Source organism: Pseudomonas sp. GW821-FHT01E10, from assembly GCF_059422365.1.
Window position 1 is genome coordinate 474,659 of sequence record NZ_JBWKWT010000003.1, and the last position, 19,399, is coordinate 494,057.

A 19,399-nucleotide genomic window follows, 5' to 3' on the forward strand; every position below is an offset into this window, starting at 1 on the left:
TCTTACAGCTTGGCGTCGGCGGCCATCTGCACGTAAGTCGGGTCGAAGCGCAGCTTGAGGTTGCCTTTATCGCCGCTGGTCACGCCATTGGCGAAGGCCATGCCGATGGCGCTGGTGTCCTTGGCGCCTTCACCCAGCAAGCCGTGCTGGAACGAGAACTCGGCGACCTTGCGCATGGTGTCGGGCAGTTGCTTGCTGGTGGAGAACGCCAGGGCTTCTTTGGGCGTGGCGAACAGTTTGGTGGTGTCTAGTTGCGCCTGGAAACCGGCCAGGTCGGTGCCCGAAGCTTTGGCCATGTGTTCGAGGGCGGCCTGGCTGGTGGCGTTTTTCGCGTTCATCAACGCGACCACTTCGAACCAGGCGCCGGTCAGGGCTTTGCCCAGGGCCGGGTTGTCTTTGAGGGTGGCGCTGTTGACCACCATCATGTCCATGATTTCGCCGGGGATCTGGCTGGAATTGAACACTTCAGTCACCGCAGGCTTGGCCTTGATGTCCGAGAGCATCGGGTTCCAGGTGGTGACAGCGTTGACCTGCTCGGTGTTGAAGGCGGCGGAGATGTCGGCGTCGGAGGTGTTGACCACTTTCAGGTCCTTCTCGGTGAGGTCTACCGAATCCAGAGCACGGGCCAATAGATAGTGGGACACGGACAGCTCCACCAGATTGACGTCCATGCCTTTGAGGTCAGCGACTTTCTTGCCTTCGCCTTTGAGCACGATGCCGTCGTTGCCGTTGGAGAAGTCGCTGACGATCAGCGCCGTACTGTCGACGCCACCGGCAGCCGGAATGGTCAGCGCGTCCATGTTGGTCATGGTGCAGCCGTCGAACTGGCCGGCGGTGTATTGGTTGATGGATTCGACGTAGTCGTTGAGCTGCACCACATCAATCTTGATGCCGTACTTTTTCGCCCATTTGTCGACGATGCCTTGGCTGCCGGCATATTCCCAAGGCATCCAGCCGGCATAAATCGTCCAGCAGACGCTGAAATGGTCTTTCTGTGCGGCGTGGGACGAGACGCTCACGAGGGCTGCAAAAGCAGCGGCGAGCAGGGCGGGTAAACGAAGTCGGGACATGGGATGGTTCTCCAGTTGATCAAGGGCGGACAGGAAGGCAGCGGCACCGCGAACGGTGGCTTGTCTCCCGGGCTTTTGTCCCGCCGTGTAACCTCAACTGGAGGTCGCCAACTCTCGGACCAGTCACTCGCGATTGCGAGCCGGAACCCTAGTCAGCCATTGCAAATTGTGGTGCCGCGAACCTGTGATGACTCCTGCACGTCTTTGGTTAAGCGAGAGCCGTGCCAAGTCGGCTTGAGCGCTCTGGCTGGGGGCATGGAAGGGAGGGCGAGACAACCAGGGGAGGGCGCTTTGCCTTGTCATGGTGCGCAGCGCATGGGTATGCACCGTAGAAGGACAGCTAGCCGCTGATCTGAAGGTCGATGCGATCAGGCACTCGGTGCCTGTTTTAAAGTCAAAACAGGTGTGACTCGACTGCCGTTGCAGGTCTTTCAGGAGGCCTCCATGTTCTGTCAGAAAAAGCTCCGCCAAATACTGCTCAGTGTGTTTTTTGGTTTGGGTCTGTCCGGGTGTTACTACTATGTAGGGGGCGCCGATGTTTATCCGGCACCTTATTACTACCCCGGCTATTACTACTCACCTTACTACTACTACGGCGGCCCACGCTTTTACGGGGGTTATCGTTACTACTATTTCAGTGGGCCTCGCTATTACCATGGTGATCACGATCGCGGGCATCGCTAAACGGCTCATGAGCACAACGGCGCCTGCGGCTTACGCAGGCGCCGTTTTCTTTTGCGCAGGATGAAAAACCTTTCATCGGCTACTTGTATCGGCGTGTTACAGAAACGCACCAGATCCCGATTTCACTGTCTGATCTTTCGACAGTCGCCGAACAATTGACTGTCGCCTGCCAGCGTCGCTGGTGTGGCTCACTCGCGGTCCAGGAGGCCGCCATGCTCTGTCGAAAACAGCTCCGCCATATTCTGCTGATCGTTCTATCGGGATTGTTTCTTGGTGCGTGCGTGCCCTATTCCGATGGCGACAGCTACTACCGCTCGGATGTCTACACGTCCCCAGCGCCGTATTACTCCGATGGTGGTTACTACACAGCTCCGCGCAGGTATTACTCGCCGCCTGCACGGTATTACCAGCCATCGCCACGTTATTACTACCAGCCGCGGGTTTATCAACCGGCACCGCGCTATTACGACTACCGCGGCAACCAGAGTCGCGGATGGGACCGTCATGACCGCGGTGGTTGGGATGGTCGTCGCGACGGTTGGGATGGTCGTAGTCGCGGCAACTGGAACGACGATTCCCGGGGCCACAGTGGACGGGATCACCATGGCGGAAGAGGCGATCATGGCGATAACGATGGCCGAGGCGGCCGTCGCTAACTCCTCAATAGAAAGCGGCGCATGAAGCGCCGCTTTTTTGTGCCCGGATTTCAGTATTCCGACAGATCGGCCAACGGATGCCGACCTTCCCAGACCTTGTGAAAATGCGCTTCCACCGCCGCCTCCGGCACCGTGTTGATATCCGGCCAGTGCCAGTGAGGTTTCTGGTCCTTGTCGATCAACCGCGCGCGCACGCCCTCGCTGAATTCCGGATGACGGCAGCAATTGAGGCTCATGGTGTATTCCATCTGAAAGACTTGAGCCAGCGACAGGTGCCGGGCGCGGGCGATCTGTTCCCACACCAGATGAGCGGTCAGGGGCGAGCCTTCAATCATGGTGCAGGCCGCACGACTGAGTAGCGGGTCTTTATGAACGCGTAGCGCACTGATGGCCTTCCAGGCACAACGAACGTCGCTGACATCCAGCAACTCGTCGATCTGCTGGCGTCGCGGCAGCCACTGCGCTTCGGGCATTTTTACGAGCGCTTCTTGTTGCAAGGCCTTGAGCAGACTGTTGAGCTGCATGGCGGTCTGTTCCTGCCAGTTCAATTGCAGCAAACCTTCGATCAGCTCCGGCTGTTGTTGATCGAGCAAAAAGCGGTCCGCGAGGTCCAGATCGATTGCATCGCGACCGTTCATCCGGGCGCCGGTCAAGCCGAGAAACAACCCGAGCTTGCCGGGCAGCCGCGACAGAAACCAGCTGGCGCCGACGTCCGGGTACAAACCGATACTGATCTCCGGCATCGCCAGTCGGCTGCTCGGCGTGACAACCCGAATGCCCGCCCCTTGCAGCAGCCCCATGCCGCCACCCAACACGTAACCATGACCCCAGCAGATCAACGGTTTCGGGTAGGTGTGCAACTTGAAGTCGAGGCGATATTCTGCCGCGAAGAAGTGCGCAGCCAGGGGCGGTACTTCCCCGGGATGGGCGCGACACGCTTCCACCAGACTGCGCACTTCACCGCCGGCGCAAAAGGCCTTGTCGCCATTGCCGCGCAGCAGTACACAAACGATCTGTGGTTCCTTGGCCCAGGCGTCCAGTTGATCGCGCAAGGCGTTGATCATCGGCAAGGAGAGGGCGTTGAGGGACTTTTCGGCATCCAGGCTGGCGATGCCGATGCGTGCGCCGTCGGTGCCGGTGAGTTCTTCGAAGTGCAGATTCATCATGACCTCGATCGGGAATTTGAGCGTTCAGTATGATCGCTCTATAGGAAAATGCCGGATCTGCGTCAGATCAATTGACAAGCGTGATGGGCTTTCCTAGGGTTCGCCCCATTGTTTTTGCCGGATGTAACCATGACTGCTGACGACCGTATCAAACTCGAACCGAGCTGGAAGGAGGCCCTCCGTGCCGAATTCGACCAGCCTTACATGGCAGAGTTGCGCACTTTCCTGCAACAGGAACGCGCGGCGGGCAAGGAGATCTATCCGCCGGGACCGTTGATTTTCAATGCGCTCAATTCCACGCCGCTGGACAAGGTCAAGGTGGTCATCCTCGGGCAGGATCCATACCACGGCCCGGGTCAGGCCCATGGGCTGTGCTTCTCGGTGCAACCGGGTGTACCGGCGCCGCCGTCGCTGGTGAACATCTATAAAGAGTTGAAACGCGACCTGAACATCGACATCCCCAACCATGGCTACCTGCAGAGTTGGGCAGAGCAGGGCGTGTTGATGCTCAATACCACCATGACCGTGGAGCGGGCGAATGCCAACGCCCACGCGGGCAAGGGCTGGCAGCACTTTACCGACCGGATTATCGAAGTGGTCAGCGAGCACCAGCCGCATCTGGTGTTTTTGCTGTGGGGCGCGCATGCCCAGAGCAAGCAGAAACTCATCGACGCCACCAAGCATTTGGTATTGACGTCGGTTCACCCGTCACCGCTGTCCGCTTATCGCGGCTTCCTCGGGTGCGGGCATTTCAGTCGGGCGAACAAGTTTCTGGAACAGAATGGCGAGACGCCGATCGAGTGGCGGTTGCCGCCGGTGTGAAGAGTGTGAAGAGTGTGGCGAGGGGGCTCATATCAGACGGAATCCGGCTCCCGGTTCCAATACCTGAACAACGGCTCTGCCAAAAACAACACGAACAACAGCCGCATCACCTGCATCGCCGTCACCAGCGGTACCGATAGTTGCAGGGTTTCAGCCGTCAAACTCATCTCGGCAATCCCGCCGGGCATCATGCCCAGCGTCAGCGAACGCAGATCCAGATGGGTCAATACACTCAACCCCAGTGCCGCCAGCGTGGCGATCAACATGGTCAAGACCGTGCCGATCAGGGTCCGGCCCATGAAGGACGGTGCCCGTCGGAAGAACTGTCGATTGAAGTGGCAGCCCAACCCGCTGCCGATCAGCCACTGGCCGATCTGACTGCCGCCGTTGGGCAAGCCGATGTGCAGGTCCCAACCAATGCTCACTGCCGCACTCACCAGCAACGGCCCGAACAGCCAGGGGTTGGGTTGCCGCAGGCGCTCCCAGATCCAGGCGGCCAGGGCGCCCGCCGGGAACAGAAGGGCCAGCCACCACCAGTTGACGGTCGCTGCATGCAAGGCCGGCGCACCGTCGCCCAACAGATACTTGAACGCCGCTGGCACACACAGCACCACCACCAGCACCCGCAAGCTTTGTCCCGCCGCGACACGGCTGAGCACCGCGCCATTGCGGGCGCCGAGGTTGACCATCTCCCCGGAGCCACCGGGCATGCTGGAAAAGAACGCCGTGGCGCGATCTTCGCCGGTACGCCGCATCAACCAGACCCCGACCACCGCGGACAGGCTGGTGACCAACGCACCGAAGAAGATCAGACCGAAGTGGCTCAGCACCTGCTCCATCACCACCGGGGTGAAGTGCAGGCCGATGCCGATGCCGACAACCCACTGGCCGCACTTGCGCCCGCCAGGGATTTCCGCCAGTTGCCAGGGTGTCAGGCAGCGCACGAGGATGATCGCCAGTAACGAGCCGACCATCCACGGCAGTGGCCAGCCGATCTGGCTGGCGAGGTAACCGCCCAGCAGACCGACCAGCGGTGTACCCCACCAGGCTTTGAAGGGTGTTCGATCAGGCATCGGCGATAGCGCGCCGGGCGACCGAACGTTTGCGCCAGATGCGCAGCAGCGGCATCAGCAACATGATGGCAGTCAGCACCCAGCAACCGAACGTGATCGGGCTCGACCAGAGGATTTCCAGTGCACCGTTGGAAATCGACAGCGCGCGACGCAGGTTCTGTTCCATCAGACCACCGAGGATGAAGCCCAGCAGTACCGGCGACAACGGGAAGTCCAGCTTGCGCAGGATGTAGCCGAAGATGCCGATGCCGATCATCAGGAACAGGTCGAAGGTGGTGGCGTGTACGGCGTAGACGCCGATCCCGGTGATGATCGCGATCACCGGCACCAGTGCCCAGTTCGGCACGGCGAGGATGCGGGTGAAGATGCGGATCATCGGGATGTTGAGGATCACCAGCATCACGTTGGCGACGAACAACGACGCGATCAGGCCCCAGACGATGTCTGGCTGCTGCTGGAATAACAGCGGGCCCGGGGTGATGTTGTACAGCGACAGTGCGCCGATCATCACCGCCGTGGTCCCCGAGCCCGGAACACCGAGGGTCAGCATCGGCACCAGGGCACCGCAGGCTGCGCCACCGATGGCGGTTTCCGGAGCCGCGAGGCCACGCATGTCGCCTTGGCCGAAAGTGCCCTTGGCGCCGGCGATACGTTTCTCGGTCATGTAGGCCACCGCGCTGGCCAGCGTCGCGCCGGCACCCGGCAATACGCCCATGATGAAGCCCAGCAAACCGCAACGGACGTTTACAACGAACACCGCCGAGGCTTCCTTGAAGTTGAACATCATGCGCCCGGTGGCTTTCACCGCTTCCTGGCCACGGTGGGTTTTTTCCAGCAGCAAGAGGATTTCGCTGATGGAGAACAGGCCCAATACCAGCACGACGAACTGAATGCCGTCTGTCAGATGAATGTTATCCCCGGTGAAGCGGTATACGCCGCTGTTGGCATCGATGCCGACGCTCGACAGAAACAGACCGATCAGCGCTGCAATGAAGGTCTTCAGCGGTCGGTCGCCGGCCATGCCGCCGAGACAGACAATCGCAAACACCATCAGCACGAAATACTCCGCCGGCCCGAAGGCAATCGCCCATTTCGCCAGCAACGGGGCGAACAGCACCATGCCACAAGTCGCGATGAAGGCACCGATGAACGAACTCCACGCCGACAGCGACAGCGCTACACCGGCCAGACCCTTGCGGGCCATCGGGTAACCGTCGAGGGTGGTCATGACGGTGGAGGCTTCGCCCGGAATGTTCAGCAGGATGGAGCTGATCCGGCCGCCGTATTCGCAACCCAGGTACACCGCCGCCAGCAGGATCAACGCCGACTCCGGTGGCAGGCCGAGGGCGAACGCGATCGGAATCAGCAACGCCACGCCGTTGATCGGCCCCAGCCCCGGCAGCAGCCCGACGACGGTGCCGATCAAGGTGCCGCACAGTGCGGTCACCAGGTTGTACGGGCTCAGCGCAACGCCGAAGCCCTGACCCAAATAGCCAAGAGTATCCATATCAGTTCTCCAGAACGTCGAGCACGCCCAACGGCAGTGGCACGTCCATCAACTTGTCGAACAGCAGATAAAGACCGATGGCCATCAGGCTGATGATCACCGCGCTGGGCAGCCAGCGGCCGCCATACAGGCGTGCCATCGGGACCCCGATCAGAATGCTGGCGACGATGAAACCAAGGGGTTCGAAGGCCCCGGCGAACACCAGCAACAGCGCCACGCAGATGCCGATCTTGATCAGGGTTTCGCGGTCCAGTTTTGGGTCGTCATCGCTGTGCACGATCGGCGCCGGCCGAAACACCATGTACAGCAAAGCCAGGCCCATCAGGCCGAGCATCAGCAGGGGGAAGGCGCGAGGCCCGACCGGTTCGTAGGAAAAAGCCGCTTGATACGGCCACGCCATCAGCGCCAGGCCGACACAGGCCAGCAACAGCACCGAAGCAAAAATGCGTTGTATGAGCATGGGGAACTCCTGGGCCACGACCCCGAGAACCGGGGCCGCAGCCGCTAGACAGAGGCGATCACTGGATCAGGCCGAACTCTTTGGCCAGCACTTTGTAGTCCGCGACCTGCTTCTTCACGTAGGTGTCGAGCTCCGGGCCGGTCATGGCGAACGGGAACAGTTCACGCTGATCGCGCAGCTTGGCGAAATCCTCGGAGGCCAGCAGTTTGTCGAAGGCGTTTTTCCACCAGGCGTAGTCTTCGTCGCTGACTTTTGGCCCGAGGTAGAAGCCGCGAACCACCGGCCAGACGATGTTGTAGCCTTGCTCTTTAGCGGTCGGAATGTCTTTCATTTCCGGCTCGTCCAGACGCTTCTCGGAGAACACCGCCAGCAGACGCATGTCACCGCTCAGGATGTGTGGCATGGAGTCGGAGATGTCGGTGCTGCCAACCTGGATGTGGCCGCCGAGCAGGGCGGTGGCGATTTCACCGCCGCCTTCGAGGGCGACGTAACGCAGGTCGCGCGGGTTGATCCCGGCCGCTTTGGCGATCAGGGCGGTTTGCATCCAGTCCTGGCTGCCGACGGTGCCGCCGGAACCGATCACCACCGAGCTTGGGTCTTTCTTCAGGGCTTTGACCAGATCGTCCAGGGTCTTGTAAGGCGAATCGCTTTTCACCGCGATGGCGCCATAACTGGTGCCAACCGCCGCCAACCAGCGCACGGCGCTTTCATCGAAACGCCCGAATTTGCCTTGCGCCAGGTTCAGCAGCGAACCGCTGGACCAGGCCACCAGCGTACCGGCATCGGCCGGGCGCTGAGCGACCACAGCGTTGTACGCCACCGCGCCGACACCGCCGGGCATGTAGGTCACGCGCATCGGTTTGGTCAGCAGTTTTTCGTTGACCAGCGCGCTTTGCGCCAGTTTGCAGGTGAGGTCGAAACCACCGCCCGGCGAGGCTGGGGCGATGCATTCCGGGCGTTTGGGTTCGGCCAGCAATTGGCCGGCGAACAGCATGATGCCGGTGGCCAGAGCAACTTTACGCAGTGATAGGTTCATTCAAGTCTCCTTAAGAGTTTTTGTTATGGACGTACTGAATTACCAAAGGGCAACGCTATAGCTCACCAGCAGACGCACTTCATCGGCATCGCGAGCGGAGTAGTTGGAACGGTAGGTGGCATTGCGCAGGCGTACGGCAACGTCCTTGAGGGCGCCGCTTTGTACGACGTATTTGATCTCGGTGTTGCGTTCCCACTCTTTGCCTTCATCACCGTTCTTGAGCTTGATGTTGTCGCCGCTCACGTAACGGCTCATGAAGCTCAGGCCGGGAACGCCGAGTTTGGCGAAATCATAGTCGTAACGTGCCTGCCAGGAGTGTTCTTCGGCGCCGGCAAAGTCATTGATCTGCACGAAGTTGACCAGGTACGGATCGCTGCCATCGACGTAGGGGAAGGCGCTGTCACCGGACATGCGCTGATAGCCGGCGCTGAGTTTATGCCCGCTCAAGGCGTAGCTCACCAGCCCGTTCAGGGATTTGTTGTCGATCTTGCCGCCACGGGCCGCGCCCTCATCGTCACTGATGGCAAACCGCAGGTCGGTACCGAAAGTGCCGGGGCCGAACGGTTGCGAAGCGACAACACCGAGGAAGTGCTGGTTGTAGACTTCATCGAGTTGAGCGAAGTGGTAGCTGCCGGTGATCTTGTCGGTGAACTTGTAGTCCACGCCGCCAAAGTCAAAATGCTTGCCTGCCACGGTGCCGGCGAAGCGGCTGTTCTTGTTGTTGAGGGCGATGTCTTCGAAGTCGGTGCTGTCGCGGTCCTTGGCTTTCTCCAGACGCCCGCCGGTGAAGGTCAGGTTCTTGATCTCTTTGGAGGTCAGCATCCCGCCTTCAAAGGTCTGCGGCAGAATGCGGCCGTCGTTGGGCTTGAGGATCGGCAGTTCCGGAATCAGGCTGCCGATTTTCAGTTCCGTGGCGGAGATCTTCACTTTGCCGGTCAGGCCGAGCTTGGAATACTCGTTCGCCGCGCGCCCGTCGTCATGGGTTGGCAGCAGGCCGGTACCGGTGCGGTCCGGACTCGAATCGAGTTTTACCCCCAGCATGCCCAGCGCATCGACACCAAACCCCACGGTGCCGTCGGTGTAACCCGATTGCAGATTGAGCATGAACCCCTGGGCCCATTCGTCCCGCTTGGATTGCTGGGCGCTGGTGCCATCGCGAAAGTCGCGGTTGAAATACATGTTGCGGGTTTCGAAGGTTGCCTTACTGTCTTCGAAGAAGGCAGCCTGGCTCAACGGCGAAAAGCCGGCGAGGGCGGCGGCACTGACAAGGGCGGTGTGGTTGAGGCGGGAAAAACGAACAGGCGGGCGAGCCTGAAGCTGCATGGACAGCATGGTGACATACTCCGTTTATTATTCTTATTGGCGAAAACGCTTCGGGGCGTTTTTCGTATCGCTATGTGCTCTGACTACGGCAGTGAAAGCTGTCCGTAGCGGGACTCTAACCGGCCAACCTTTCGCTAACCTTTCAGCTGACTCTCACGGTTTTCGGGCTTCACAGCGACGGATGCGGCTGTAAACTCCGCGCCAAAGAATGGCGTCGACCATCCCTGAATGAGGTAAAGATCCATGCGTGTTCTGCTCGTCGAAGACCATCTGCAGCTTGCCGAAAGTGTCGCCCAGGCGCTCAAGAGCACCGGGCTGACCGTGGATGTGCTGCACGACGGTGTGGCGGCCGACCTGGCCTTGAGCAGCGAGGAATACGCCATGGCGATCCTCGATGTCGGCCTGCCGCGCATGGACGGTTTCGAAGTGCTGGCGCGCTTGCGGGCCCGGGGCAAGAACCTGCCGGTGCTGATGCTGACCGCCCGCAGCGACGTCAAGGACCGGGTCCATGGCCTGAACCTGGGGGCTGACGATTACCTGGCCAAACCTTTCGAACTGACCGAACTCGAAGCCCGGGTCAAAGCCTTGCTGCGCCGCAGTGTGCTCGGCGGTGAACGCCAGCAACGCTGTGGCGTGCTGGCTTACGATCTGGACACCCGGCGCTTCACCCTCGGCGAAGAATTGCTGACCCTGACCTCCCGCGAGCAGGCAGTGCTCGAAGCCCTGATCGCCCGTCCCGGCCGGGTGATGAGCAAGGAGCAATTGGCGGCTCAGGTCTTCGGCCTGGATGAGGAGGCCAGTCCCGATGCCATCGAGATCTACGTCCACCGCTTGCGCAAAAAACTCGACGGCCAACCGGTGGCCATCGTGACCTTCCGTGGCCTTGGCTATTTGCTGGAAAGCCGCGATGCATAAGCTCAGCAGCCTGCGTTGGCGGTTGCTGTGGAACCTCGCGCTGCTGCTGGTGGTGTTGATGCTCGCCAGTGGTTTGAGTGCGTACTGGAACGGTCGCGAAGCCGCCGACACCGCGTATGACCGGACCTTGCTGGCCTCGGCGCGGACCATCGCCGCCGGCCTGTCCCAGCGCGACGGCAGCCTCAGCGCCAACGTGCCTTACGTGGCCCTCGACACGTTCGCCTACGACAGCGCCGGGCGGATTTTTTACCTGGTCAACGACATCAATCAGAAGCTGATTTCGGGCTACGAAAACCTGCCGCCACCACCACCGGGAACGCCGCGCACCGATGACTATCCGGCGCTGGCGCGTTTCTACAATGCTACCTATCAAGGGCAGAACGTGCGGGTGGTCAGCCTGCTCAAAGCGGTCAGCGAACCGAACATGAACGGCATGGCGGAAATCCGCGTGGCGGAAACCGATGAGGCGCGGGTCCGTATGGCGCGCAGCCTGATGGCCGACACCTTGTTGCGGCTGGGCATGCTGGCGATCGGTGCGTTGTTGCTGGTGTGGTTTGCGGTCAGTGCGGCGCTGCGTCCACTGGAGCGCTTGCGTACCGCGGTGGAAGAGCGTCAACCCGATGACTTGCGCCCCTTGCCGCTGGTGGAAGTGCAGCACGAGCTGGGGCCGCTGGTGCGTGCGCTCAATCACTTTACCGAGCGGTTGCGCGGGCAGTTCGAGCGCCAGGCGCAATTCATCGCCGATGCCGCCCATGAACTGCGCACGCCGCTGGCGGCGCTCAAGGCTCGCCTCGAACTGGGCTTGCGCTCGAACGAACCCGAAATCTGGCGCAGCACCCTGGAAACGGCCGCCCAGGGTACGGATCGCCTGACCCATCTGGCCAATCAATTGCTCTCGCTGGCACGGGTCGAGAATGGCGCCCGGGCCATCGCCGAGGGCGGTGCGCAGTTGCTCGATCTCAGTCAATTGGCCCGTGAACTGGGCATGGCCATGGCGCCGCTGGCCCATGCACGTGGCGTGGCACTGGCGCTGGAAGCTGACGAGCCGGTGTGGATGCGTGGTGAGCCGACGCTGCTGAACGAGCTGTTGAGCAATCTGGTGGACAACGCACTGGCCCACACGCCACCGGGCGGCAATGTGATTCTGCGGGTCACGGCGCCGGCGGTGCTGGAGGTCGAGGACGATGGTCCGGGAATTCCCCTTGAAGAGCGGGAACGGGTGTTCGAGCGCTTTTACCGGCGCAACCAGCAGGTGGCTGGGTCGGGATTGGGGCTGGCGATTGTCGGCGAGATCTGCCGCGCCCATCTGGCGCAGATCAGCCTGCACGATGGCGAGTTGGCGGGGCTGAAAGTGCGGGTAAGTTTTATTGCGGGGGAGTGAACACACTCATACCTGCGGAGAGAGGCTTGTTGTGGCGAGGGAGCTTGCTCCCGTTGGGCAGCGAAGCGGCCCCAAGAAGGGACTGCTGCGCAGTCCAACGGGGGCAAGCCCCCTCGCCACAGAAATCAGTAAAACATCGACCGCGACTCTTCCAGATCCTTGCACATCGCTTCGTTCTCCGGATCGATCCCCAGCTTCTCGAAGGCAGGCACACTGACCGGGTCGATGCGAGCCAGAGGATGGTCGGTGTCCTTGTGGCAATACAGGCTGGCCACTTGCACCAGATCGACATAGTCGACCCGCGCCGATTGCCGCTTGAAATCCAGATACAGCCCCGGCAATTGCACCAGCATTTCCGGAAAATCCCAGACCCTGAGCAATTTATCGCCGAGCAGCGGATGGATGCGTTCGATCACATGGTTGAGGCTGACCGGGTCTGACAGCAATTCATAGTGATCTTCGGCGTAGGTCAGGATCGGCAGCACGCCAATCTGATGCACCAGCCCGCCGAGCGCCGCTTGATCAGGCTTGAGTTGTGTGTAGCTGCGGCACAACGCATAGCTGACGCCGGCGATTTCCAGGCTTTTGCGCCAGACCTCGCGCATTTTCTGTTCCACCACTTCGGAACGGGCATTGAAAATCTGTTCCATCACCAGGCCGATGGCCAGGTTGCTGCTGTAATTGACGCCCAGCCGGGTGATGGCCGTGTGCAAGTCAGTCACTTCCTGGGTCGCGCGCAGCAACGGGCTATTGACCACTTTGATCAGGCGCGCCGACAGCGCGGTGTCACGGCCGATCACTTTGCTCAGGGTGCTGACACTGATTTCCGGGTCTTCGGCGGCCTTGCGAATCTGCAGGGCCACTTCCGGTAATGTTGGCAGAACCAGGTCATCATTATCGATGGCCTCAACCAAATCCTGTTGGACCTTATCCGCCAGCTCACTCATTTCTTTTCTCTAGGGTATTGCGACAAGTGCTGCTGTTAACGCTGGATTTCGCGATCACGATCCAGTTGGTAAGGCAGGTCGAGCAAATGCAGGCCCGGACCTTCGAGTGCGCCAAGGTGCAGGTTGCCATCTTCTGCAGCTTCGGCTTGCAGCACGGCCAGGAGTTCAATGTTTTGCTCGGTGCGAGCAGCGATCACCACTTCACCGATCGAACTGCCGTGAGTCGGGGAGAACAGTGGCGTGCCGGGTTCAGGCAGTTCACTACCTTCCAGTTGCAAGCGATACAGACGACGCTTGAGTTTGCCCAGGTATTGCATGCGCGCAACGATTTCCTGGCCAGTGTAGCAACCCTTCTTGAAGCTCACGCCGCCGACGGCTTGCAGATTGAGCATCTGCGGGATGAACAGCTCGCGGGTGCTTGGCATGACCTGGCCGATCCCAGCGCGGATCTGGCCCAGCAGCCATTGATTCAGTTCGCCTTCGGCCAGCAGGGCGGACAGCTTGCCCTTGATGGTGTCGGCTTGATCGGCGTTCACCCAGAGTTCAGCGCGCTCAGGCGAGACGCGAAGGGCGATCAGGCCGTCATTGCGCACGACGCTGTCGGTGTCGACCGGTAGCGCCAGGCCCAGGCTGGCCAGTGCCGCATCGCCATGCTCAAGGCCAAAACGAACCCAGCCGGCACTTTCGTCGGTCAGTTTCGATTTGGAGAACACCGCGTACTTTTTCAGGTCCGCCAATTGCGGCTCCAGCAGCTCGCTGGCCATCGCCATGAGCACACCGTCGCCTTCCAGCAGAATGCGGAAACTCGACTGCATCCGGCCTTTCTGCGTGCAACGCGCGCCAAGGCTGGCCTGGGTTTCGCTCAGGTAATTGAGGTTGCAAGTCAATTGGCCTTGCAGGAATTTGCTGGCATCCGAGCCGCGTACCGCGAGAACGCCTTCGTGAGACAGGGTGCAGAAAAAAGCAGAATCGGCCATGGGTCATCGCAGGGTAAAGAGTCTGAGGGACATCATAAGGGGGCGCCCTTGAAATGGGTAGTTCACAAAGGATCGTCAGTGCCGACCAAAGCCGACTGTTCGGCTCGCCTCGGGGCTGTATACTTGCGGCCTATTTGAGGAGCGCTCCATGGTCGATAACGTTGAACTGAACCGCCTCTTTTGGCACAGCCGTCGCGGCATGCTGGAACTTGACGTGCTTCTGGTGCCGTTCGTGAAAGAGGTTTACGCGAATCTGAACGAGGTAGATCGCGCGCTGTATGTCCGCCTGCTGGAGTGCGAGGATCAGGACATGTTCGGCTGGTTCATGGAACGCGCCGAATCGGAAGATCCGGAGCTGCAGCGCATGGTTCGCATGATCCTGGATCGTGTCCAGCCCAAGTAACGCGTTCGAATGCCGCTGGCATGCCTCACGGCAGTTGCTGGCGGCCTATCTTCTCGCCCAGCTGTTCGCGTTGGGTTCGCTGTTTCTTCTCTCGATACCGCTCTGGGCCAACCTGCTCGGCGTAGCGTTGTGCGTGGCTCACAGCATTTGGGTATTGCCGCGACAGATTCTGCTGACACACCCACAGGCTTTTCGCGGCTTGCGTCGCGATGCCGATGGCTGGCAGTTGTGGAGTCAGGCGCAAGGTTGGCAACCCGTACAGCTACGGCCGGACAGCCTGGCGCTGCCGTTGGTTGTGGTGCTGCGCTTTCGCCTGCGGGGCGAGCGAGGTGTCAGGGCGATATGCGTGCCGCGGGATTCGCAGGCGGTGGATGTGCACCGACGCCTGCGGGTTCGGCTCAAGTTCAGTCGGCGTAGGTGGGCGGCACCAGAATAGTGTCCAGGGCGACCGGCAGCAGGTTCGGGTAGTCGAGGGTGTAATGCAGGCCGCGACTTTCCTTGCGTTCCATGGCCGACCGGATCATCAGGTCTGCTACCTGAGCCAGGTTCCTCAGCTCGATCAGGTCTCGGCTCACTTTATAGTTGCTGTAGAACTCGTCGATTTCGTCCAGCAATAACTGCACTCGGTGCTGGGCTCGTTGCAGGCGCTTGTTGGTGCGCACGATGCCCACATAGTCCCACATGAATCGCCGCAGTTCGTCCCAGTTGTGCGCGATGATCACGTCTTCGTCGGAGTCGGTGACCTGGCTGGCATCCCAGACGGGCAGGGCGGTCGGAATCGACACCTCTGGCAACTGCTCAAGAATGTCCGTCGCCGCCGAACGGGCATAAACGAAACATTCCAGCAGCGAGTTGCTGGCCATGCGGTTGGCGCCATGCAGGCCGGTGAAGCTGGTTTCACCAATCGCATACAGGCCCGGCACGTCGGTGCGACCCCGCTGATCGACCATCACGCCGCCGCAGGTGTAGTGCGCCGCCGGCACCACCGGAATCGGTTGTTTGGTGATGTCGATCGAGAATTCCAGGCAGCGTTCATAGACCGTCGGGAAGTGCGTCTTGATGAAGTCTTCAGGCTTGTGGCTGATGTCCAGGTAAACGCAGTCGATGCCCAGGCGCTTCATCTCATGGTCGATGGCGCGGGCGACGATGTCCCGTGGTGCCAGTTCGGCCCGTGGATCGAAGCGCTGCATGAAGCGTTCGCCGTTAGGCAGCTTCAAGTGTCCGCCTTCGCCGCGCAGGGCTTCGGTTATCAGGAAACTCTTGGCTTGCGGGTGATAAAGGCAGGTCGGGTGGAACTGGTTGAACTCCAGGTTCGCCACCCGGCAGCCCGAACGCCAGGCCATGGCGATGCCATCACCGCAGGCGCCATCAGGGTTGCTGGTATAGAGGTAGACCTTCGCCGCGCCGCCCGACGCAAGGATCACGAAGCGCGCACCGTAAGTGTCGACTTCACCCGTGCTGCGGTTGAGGACGTAGGCACCGAGGCAGCGGTCGCCTTCAAGGCCCAGGCGCTTTTCGGTGATCAGATCGATTGCGACCCGCTGTTCCAGCAGCTCGATGTTGGGCCGCTGTATGGCCTGGTCGAGCAGGGTTCTGAAGATCGCCGCACCTGTCGCATCGGCGGCGTGGATGATGCGTCGATGGCTGTGACCGCCTTCGCGGGTCAGGTGAAACTCGAAACCGCCGTCTTCGGTGCCGGACTGTTCGTCACGGGTAAAGGGTACGCCTTGGTCGATCAGCCATTGAATCGCTTCTCTGCTGTGCTCGACGGTAAAGCGCACGGCGTCTTCATGGCACAGGCCACCCCCGGCGTTGAGGGTATCGTCGACGTGGGACTCGACAGTATCGGTGTCATCCAGGACGGCGGCGACACCGCCCTGGGCCCAGAAGGTCGAGCCATTGGCGAGGTCGCCTTTGCTCAATACGGCGATGCGCAAATGACCGGGCAAGGTCAGCGCAAGACTCAAGCCGGCAGCACCGCTGCCAATTACCAGAACATCGTGTTGAAACTGTTGGCTCATTTCAGGATTCCGCTCAAAGCGACCCGGGTCGGGGGTGGCGCAAGACAGCTGGATCGGCGAGTCAGGACAGCCACACAGCCCACTAGTATATAGAGGGGGGGAGCGGCACAATAGCCGGGCCCACATGGCATTGTGAAACTACTGTGACGGAAAAGACTGGACTCTTCGTCGGAAGTTTTTTTGACTGTGTTGGCGACAAGGCGACTGTATCGTGGATTTAACAGTCTTTTTCGTTTCACGGTTGCACAATGTCGGTTTCAGGCGGCTATAAATATGGAACTTTTGCCAAAGGCTCAAGATCAATAGACGGTTGCCTGGAACAAGGGACAGTGTCGGTTTCGGTGCGGGACTTGCGGTTAGGTCCCTGCTGACGAATCCGATGACAAGATTATTCGCGCAGCCTGGGTTTCCCGCGCTGCGCTTTTCGTGCGTGCCAAATCAGAGCCCGCAGGAAACTTGCTTGGAGGGGGAGAACTTTTGCGAAAAGCCCGAGTCTATGTTTGCAAGTCTGGTCGTTCAGTAATGCAAGCCTCCTTCGAGCTTATCGAGGAGTGTTCATGCTAACCCAGGAAGAGGATCAGCAGCTGGTCGAGCGCGTTCAACGCGGCGACAAGCGAGCTTTCGATCTGCTAGTGCTGAAATACCAGCACAAAATTCTCGGGTTGATCGTGCGTTTCGTGCACGACACCCATGAAGCCCAGGATGTCGCACAGGAAGCCTTTATCAAGGCATACCGTGCACTTGGTAATTTTCGCGGAGACAGCGCGTTTTATACGTGGCTTTACCGTATCGCCATCAACACGGCGAAAAACTATCTGGTTTCACGCGGCCGTCGGCCGCCGGATAGCGATGTCAGTTCCGAGGATGCAGAGTTCTACGATGGCGATCATGGCCTCAAGGATCTCGAGTCGCCAGAACGTGCATTGCTGCGGGATGAGATCGAAGGCACCGTCCATCGAACCATTCAGCAACTGCCAGAAGATTTGCGTACGGCTTTAACTTTACGTGAATTCGATGGTCTGAGTTACGAGGACATTGCCAGCGTCATGCAGTGTCCGGTGGGTACCGTGCGCTCCCGGATCTTCCGCGCCCGGGAGGCCATCGATAAAGCCCTGCAGCCGTTGTTGCAGGAAAACTGAGACAGCGGCGACAGCCAAGAGAGGAACGCCATGAGTCGTGAAGCCCTGCAGGAATCGCTGTCCGCAGTGATGGATAACGAAGCGGACGAACTGGAATTGCGTCGGGTGTTGAATGCCTTCGACGATGTTGAAACCCGCGAAACCTGGGCTCGTTACCAGATCGCTCGGGCAGTCATGCACAAGGACCTGCTGCTCCCTCGTCTGGAAATCGCTGCAGCAGTTTCTGCTGCGCTGGCTGACGAAGCCGTACCGGCAAAAACCTCTCGTGGTCCATGGCGCAGCCTGGGTCGTCTGGCAGTCGCTGCTTCGGTGACCATTGCCGTGCTGGCAGGTGTACGTCTGTACAACCAGGACGAGATCGCAGGTGTCGAACTGGCTCAGCATTCTAATCAGCCAAGTCTGACCACTCCTCAGGTCAAGGGTCCCGCTGTATTGGCAGGCTACAATGAGAGTTCGGACGCCACTGGCCCTATGGCCAACGGTGTATTGCAAGGTCAGCCAGGCTGGCACGATCAGCGTCTGCCAGGTTACTTGCGCCAACATGCTCAACAGGCTGCACTGAAAGGTACTGAGAGCGCTCTGCCTTACGCTCGTGCAGCAAGCCTGGAAAACCGTTAAGGAGGATCATGCGCGCCATACCTCTACTTACGCTTCTGCTCAGTGGCTGGTTTATTGTTCCAGCCCATGCCGATGAAGCCCAGGACTGGCTGAAGCGTCTGGGACAGGCGGAGCAAACGCAGAGCTTTCACGGTACTTTCGTCTACGAGCGTAACGGTAGTTTTTCTACCCATAACATCTGGCATCGCGTCCAGGATGGCAAAGTCCAAGAGCGTTTACTTCAGCTCGACGGTTCGGCCCAGGAAGTCGTGCGCATTGATGGGCATACTCAATGCGTCAGCGGCACCCTGATGGCAGGGCTGGGGGACTCACCCAACTCCGCTGCTCGTGCACTCGATCCACAAAAGCTAAAGAATTGGTATGACCTTGCCGTCATCGGCAAGTCGCGCGTGGCCGGGCGTTCGGCGGTGATCGTCTCGTTGACACCTCGCGATCAGCACCGCTATGGTTTTGAACTGCATCTGGACAAGGAAACAGGCTTGCCGTTGAAGTCATTGTTGCTCAATGACAAAGGGCAACTGCTGGAACGGTTCCAGTTCACCCGGCTGGATACTGCCGAGGTGCCTTCCGACAGCGATTTGCAGGCAGGTTCCGAGTGCAAGCCCATTAACCTGGACAGTGACAAGGCGTCCGCCGTCAAGACTGCGCAGGTCTGGCATTCTGACTGGTTGCCGCCAGGTTTCGAACTGACCAGCAGTAACTCTCACAAGGATCCGGATACCAAAGTCCAGGTCAACAGTCTGATGTTCGACGACGGTCTGGCCCGATTCTCGGTGTTCCTTGAGCCATTGAATGGGGCAACAGTCACCGACACCCGTACCCAGCTGGGGCCAACAGTCGCTGTGTCCCGTCGCTTGACCACTCCGCAAGGCGAAATAATGGTGACCGTGGTCGGTGAAATACCGATTGGTACCGCCGAACGGATTGCGCTGTCCATGCGCAACGATGCCGCGGCTACCAACAAGCAGTGAGCTGATCAGTCATGCTCATCAATCGGGGCTGTAGGGTGCGGGAGGTTGGCAATGGCTGCCCCGTCGTTGAGGCCTCGAAATGTTTTGCCGAGCATTTTCATTTGCAAATATCCCGAAAATTTTTTATAGGTCAGAGCCCCTCGGCTCTGGCCTTGTTTGTTGTTCCCGGAACAAAAATACCGGCGTATCGTTTCCGGTGTTCCTTGCTCCATATCGCTTAACCATGCTCG

20 protein-coding genes and 1 riboswitch are annotated in these 19,399 nt (G+C 59.9%); of the genes, 10 read left to right on the forward strand and 10 right to left on the reverse strand.

Annotated features, from left to right (window positions below):
* Positions 1–2: 2 nt before the first annotated feature.
* Entirely contained in the window at positions 3–1,070 is a 1,068-nt protein-coding gene (locus AC07V0_RS08765) for a putative urea ABC transporter substrate-binding protein (protein WP_064619754.1), read from the reverse strand.
* Between the two features lie 62 nt (positions 1,071–1,132).
* Positions 1,133–1,233: riboswitch (guanidine-I (ykkC/yxkD leader) on the reverse strand.
* A 281-nt stretch (positions 1,234–1,514) separates the two neighbouring features.
* Here AC07V0_RS08765 and AC07V0_RS08770 point away from each other — a divergent pair.
* Together AC07V0_RS08770 and AC07V0_RS08775 are read left to right on the forward strand one after the other, a co-directional pair.
* On the forward strand, positions 1,515–1,754 hold the full coding sequence (locus AC07V0_RS08770; protein ID WP_495019545.1) for a hypothetical protein: 240 nt from the start codon (positions 1,515–1,517) through the stop codon (positions 1,752–1,754).
* A gap of 212 nt (positions 1,755–1,966) precedes the next feature.
* A complete protein-coding gene (locus AC07V0_RS08775) occupies positions 1,967–2,410 on the forward strand; it encodes a hypothetical protein (RefSeq protein WP_082920899.1) in 444 nt (147 codons plus the stop codon).
* Positions 2,411–2,460: 50 nt separating this feature from the next.
* Here AC07V0_RS08775 and dspII read toward each other — a convergent pair whose 3' ends face one another.
* On the reverse strand, positions 2,461–3,573 hold the full coding sequence (gene dspII, locus AC07V0_RS08780) for an enoyl-CoA hydratase/isomerase DspII (protein ID WP_086944827.1): 1,113 nt from the start codon (positions 3,571–3,573) through the stop codon (positions 2,461–2,463).
* Between the two features lie 132 nt (positions 3,574–3,705).
* Between dspII and ung the strand changes: the two genes are divergently transcribed.
* Entirely contained in the window at positions 3,706–4,398 is a 693-nt protein-coding gene (ung, locus tag AC07V0_RS08785; protein ID WP_019580851.1) for a uracil-DNA glycosylase, read from the forward strand.
* Between the two features lie 32 nt (positions 4,399–4,430).
* Here the strand turns inward: ung and AC07V0_RS08790 are convergent, their stop codons facing one another.
* Genes AC07V0_RS08790 through AC07V0_RS08810 form a run of 5 tightly spaced genes read right to left on the reverse strand, consistent with a single transcriptional unit; the run spans position 4,431 to position 9,806 of the window.
* Positions 4,431–5,471, reverse strand: a complete 1,041-nt coding sequence (locus AC07V0_RS08790; RefSeq protein ID WP_018926794.1) for an AbrB family transcriptional regulator — start codon at positions 5,469–5,471, stop codon at positions 4,431–4,433.
* The gene (locus AC07V0_RS08795; RefSeq protein WP_064619745.1) at positions 5,464–6,978 is read right to left on the reverse strand and encodes a tripartite tricarboxylate transporter permease; all 1,515 of its coding nucleotides are present in this window, start codon (positions 6,976–6,978) and stop codon (positions 5,464–5,466) included. Before AC07V0_RS08795 ends, AC07V0_RS08790 begins: the two co-directional genes overlap by 8 nt.
* A 1-nt stretch (position 6,979) precedes the next feature.
* Positions 6,980–7,438, reverse strand: a complete 459-nt coding sequence (locus AC07V0_RS08800; RefSeq protein ID WP_018926792.1) for a tripartite tricarboxylate transporter TctB family protein — start codon at positions 7,436–7,438, stop codon at positions 6,980–6,982.
* 58 nt (positions 7,439–7,496) lie between these two features.
* Entirely contained in the window at positions 7,497–8,474 is a 978-nt protein-coding gene (locus AC07V0_RS08805) for a Bug family tripartite tricarboxylate transporter substrate binding protein (protein WP_018926791.1), read from the reverse strand.
* Between the two features lie 39 nt (positions 8,475–8,513).
* Positions 8,514–9,806: an OprD family porin gene (locus AC07V0_RS08810; RefSeq protein WP_086944829.1), complete on the reverse strand. Its 1,293-nt coding sequence runs from the start codon at positions 9,804–9,806 to the stop codon at positions 8,514–8,516.
* 234 nt (positions 9,807–10,040) lie between these two features.
* On the opposite strand from AC07V0_RS08810, the gene AC07V0_RS08815 reads away from it, so the two are divergent.
* Complete coding sequence (locus AC07V0_RS08815) at positions 10,041–10,712, forward strand: response regulator (RefSeq protein WP_007941432.1); 672 nt, start codon at positions 10,041–10,043, stop codon at positions 10,710–10,712.
* Positions 10,705–12,093 (forward strand): sensor histidine kinase, encoded by a 1,389-nt coding sequence (locus AC07V0_RS08820; RefSeq protein WP_086944830.1) that lies wholly within the window; start codon positions 10,705–10,707, stop codon positions 12,091–12,093. Before AC07V0_RS08815 ends, AC07V0_RS08820 begins: the two co-directional genes overlap by 8 nt.
* 125 nt (positions 12,094–12,218) lie before the next feature.
* Here the strand turns inward: AC07V0_RS08820 and AC07V0_RS08825 are convergent, their stop codons facing one another.
* The gene (locus tag AC07V0_RS08825; RefSeq protein WP_086944831.1) at positions 12,219–13,040 is read right to left on the reverse strand and encodes an HDOD domain-containing protein; all 822 of its coding nucleotides are present in this window, start codon (positions 13,038–13,040) and stop codon (positions 12,219–12,221) included.
* A gap of 35 nt (positions 13,041–13,075) precedes the next feature.
* Positions 13,076–14,017, reverse strand: a complete 942-nt coding sequence (ygfZ, locus tag AC07V0_RS08830; protein WP_064619736.1) for a CAF17-like 4Fe-4S cluster assembly/insertion protein YgfZ — start codon at positions 14,015–14,017, stop codon at positions 13,076–13,078.
* Between the two features lie 148 nt (positions 14,018–14,165).
* Between ygfZ and AC07V0_RS08835 the strand changes: the two genes are divergently transcribed.
* Positions 14,166–14,420: an FAD assembly factor SdhE gene (locus tag AC07V0_RS08835; protein ID WP_007941436.1), complete on the forward strand. Its 255-nt coding sequence runs from the start codon at positions 14,166–14,168 to the stop codon at positions 14,418–14,420.
* Entirely contained in the window at positions 14,404–14,856 is a 453-nt protein-coding gene (locus tag AC07V0_RS08840; RefSeq protein ID WP_495019546.1) for a protein YgfX, read from the forward strand. Before AC07V0_RS08835 ends, AC07V0_RS08840 begins: the two co-directional genes overlap by 17 nt.
* Here AC07V0_RS08840 and nadB read toward each other — a convergent pair.
* Positions 14,825–16,441, reverse strand: coding sequence for an L-aspartate oxidase (nadB, locus tag AC07V0_RS08845; RefSeq protein ID WP_018926784.1), 1,617 nt, complete (start codon positions 16,439–16,441; stop codon positions 14,825–14,827). The two genes, AC07V0_RS08840 and nadB, sit on opposite strands and share 32 nt — an antisense overlap.
* 557 nt (positions 16,442–16,998) lie before the next feature.
* Here nadB and rpoE point away from each other — a divergent pair.
* Genes rpoE through AC07V0_RS08860 form a run of 3 tightly spaced genes read left to right on the forward strand, consistent with a single transcriptional unit; the run spans position 16,999 to position 19,169 of the window.
* The gene (gene rpoE, locus AC07V0_RS08850; protein ID WP_003172477.1) at positions 16,999–17,580 is read left to right on the forward strand and encodes an RNA polymerase sigma factor RpoE/AlgU; all 582 of its coding nucleotides are present in this window, start codon (positions 16,999–17,001) and stop codon (positions 17,578–17,580) included.
* A gap of 30 nt (positions 17,581–17,610) precedes the next feature.
* Positions 17,611–18,198, forward strand: coding sequence for a sigma-E factor negative regulatory protein (locus tag AC07V0_RS08855; protein ID WP_495019547.1), 588 nt, complete (start codon positions 17,611–17,613; stop codon positions 18,196–18,198).
* Between the two features lie 8 nt (positions 18,199–18,206).
* The gene (locus AC07V0_RS08860) at positions 18,207–19,169 is read left to right on the forward strand and encodes a MucB/RseB C-terminal domain-containing protein (RefSeq protein ID WP_064619726.1); all 963 of its coding nucleotides are present in this window, start codon (positions 18,207–18,209) and stop codon (positions 19,167–19,169) included.
* Positions 19,170–19,399: the final 230 nt, after the last annotated feature.